Annotated in this window: 3 protein-coding genes; all 3 read right to left on the bottom strand. The window is 45.4% G+C overall.

The annotated features are described in order from the left end of the window. A partial coding sequence (locus tag AB4496_RS24400) for a substrate-binding domain-containing protein (RefSeq protein WP_372132374.1) occupies window positions 1-475 on the bottom strand: 475 nt, incomplete at its 3' end. Window positions 476-649: 174 nt separating this feature from the next. Then, on the bottom strand, window positions 650-1,642 hold the full coding sequence (rbsC, locus tag AB4496_RS24395; protein ID WP_009844905.1) for a ribose ABC transporter permease: 993 nt from the start codon (window positions 1,640-1,642) through the stop codon (window positions 650-652). After that, window positions 1,639-2,267: ATP-binding cassette domain-containing protein (locus AB4496_RS24390; RefSeq protein WP_372132371.1), on the bottom strand; the 629-nt coding region annotated here is incomplete at its 5' end. The genes AB4496_RS24390 and rbsC, both read right to left, overlap by 4 nt.

The raw sequence follows: 2,267 nt of genomic DNA, 5'->3' as shown, positions 1-2,267 counted from the left end.
AAGTACCAGCAATACCTTCAAGTTGGATTACTTTCGCTTTCTCGCCTACTTTTTCCATGATGAAGTGACCTGCCATTTCGCCGCCGATTACGTTATCAGAAGCAATGTGGCTCACTACGTCACCACGGCTTGCGCCACGGTCTAGCGTTAGTACAGGGATGTTTGAACGGTTAGCAATACGAATAGCGTTAGATACTGCATCTGAATCTGTAGGGTTAATCAGGATTGCCTTAACACCACGAATGGTTAGATCTTCAATGTTCGAAAGCTCTTTGCTTGGGTCGTTTTGAGAATCAAGAACGATAAGCTTGTAGCCTAGCTCTTCAGCTTTCGCTTCTGCGCCATCTTTCATGGTTACAAAGAATGGGTTATTCAATGTAGACAGAACGATTGCCATTGTATCTTGCGCCTGTGCAGACACAGATACTGTTGTAGAAAGAAGGGCAGCAGAAATAAGAGTCGCTAATTTTTTCATGGTGTAAGTCCTTTATGTAGGGTGAGCTAGGTTGGATAACCCTAGCTCGTTGTTACATTATTTATAGATTTAATGTTTATAGGTTTGTTACTGATAGATCTTTTTATTAAAGGTGCTTTTTCTATGGGTTTTCTATAGATAAAGCAGGGTGTTGCATTGACTCAAACTAGAGTCTTATTTGTTTTTGTTATCGACCAATACTGCCAGAAGAATAACCACTGCTTTTGCAATCATCTGGTAGTAAGAAGATACGTCTAATAGGTTGAGGGCGTTGTTTAGGAAGCCGATTATCAGTGCACCAATCAATGTACCCATGATGCGACCACGACCGCCCGCTAAGCTTGTGCCGCCAAGAACCACGGCTGCGATGGCGTCTAGCTCATAACCCATACCTGCGGTAGGTTGAGCAGATGACAAGCGAGAGGCCACGATGATGCCAGCCACTGCAGCTAGCAGGCCACAGATTGCGTAAACGCCGATTTTCACTTTGTCTACGTCGATGCCTGATAGGCGAGTTGCTGATTCGTTGCCACCCAGTGCGTAAACGTAGCGACCAAAACGTGTGTGGTTTAATAGGTACCATACTGCTGCGAACACCACGACCATGATCCATACTGGAACTGGGATGCCCATTGCGTAGCCTGTACCGAACCAAGCGAATGCGTCTGCTGTGTCAGTGAAGCCTGTTGAGATAGGGCGACCGTCGGTGTAAACCATGGTTACGCCGCGAAGTAGTGTCATGGTTACAAGCGTTGCGATGAAGGCTTGAACTTTACCCTTAGCGATAATCACACCGCTAATAGCACCTAATGCTGCACCAGCTACTAGAGCGGTTGGTACTGCGATCATGACAGGGATTTCCATACCAATCATGCTGGCTGCGAACGCACCACAAAGTGCCAGTACAGAACCAACACTCAAGTCGATACCCGCGGTTAAGATAACCAACGTCATACCCACAGCGATAATCGCGTTAACCGAGGTTTGGCGCAGAATGTTCAGGATGTTGTCGACAGTAAAGAAGTTCGGGTTTAAGAAAGAAACGACAACAATCAGGAAGATCAAAGCAATCAATGACTTTTGATCAATCAGCCACTCTTTGCTGATTAATGGTTTTTTCTTTGGCGCTTCAGTTTCAGTTGTTTTGCTCATGGTTTTAGTACTCATGCTGCGTCCTCGTTGATCTTTTTACCGACCGCACACGCCAGTAATAATTCTTGGTTTGCTTCTTTAGCATCAAATTCACCGCTTACACGGCCTTCATGCATCACCATGATGCGGTCACTCATTCCTAACACTTCTGGCATTTCAGATGAGACCAAAATAATGCTCATGCCGTCGGCTTTAAACTTATTAATGAGTTGGTAAATCTCTTTCTTAGCACCGACATCGACACCACGCGTTGGTTCATCGAGAATCAGTACTTTTGGTTTGGTCATCAAGCCTTTAGCGATAGCCACTTTCTGTTGGTTACCACCAGAAAGGTTGCCAATGATTTGCTCGCGAGTCGGGGTTTTGATGTTGAAGAGCTTGATGAAGTCATCCACGGCGATCACTTCGTCTTTATGTTGGATTTGACCGCTCTTTGTCAGTAGGTCAAGTGAACATAAAGACATATTCTCTTTCACTGAAAGCCCTAGAACTAAGCCATCGCCTTTACGGTCTTCAGAGATGTAAGCAATGCCATTCGCCAAGCCATCTTTCGGGCTTACCGGGTTGATGGTTTTGTTTTCTAGGTTGATGACGCCGCGTTCACTTGGAAGGGCACCGTAAATCACTTTCATCAGTTCGG

It is taken from the genome of Vibrio sp. 10N.222.46.A1, from assembly GCF_041473595.1.
Classification (GTDB): domain Bacteria; phylum Pseudomonadota; class Gammaproteobacteria; order Enterobacterales; family Vibrionaceae; genus Vibrio; species Vibrio tasmaniensis_A.
The sequence above is the reverse complement of the archived record's forward strand: the minus strand, read 5'-3'. Positions and strand labels throughout refer to the sequence as shown.

What these genes read in the sequence shown, in the direction of transcription:
- rbsC (WP_009844905.1), bottom strand. Translation starts at nt 1,642, where the DNA reads ATGAGTACTAAAACCATGAGCAAAACAACTGAAACTGAAGCGCCAAAG.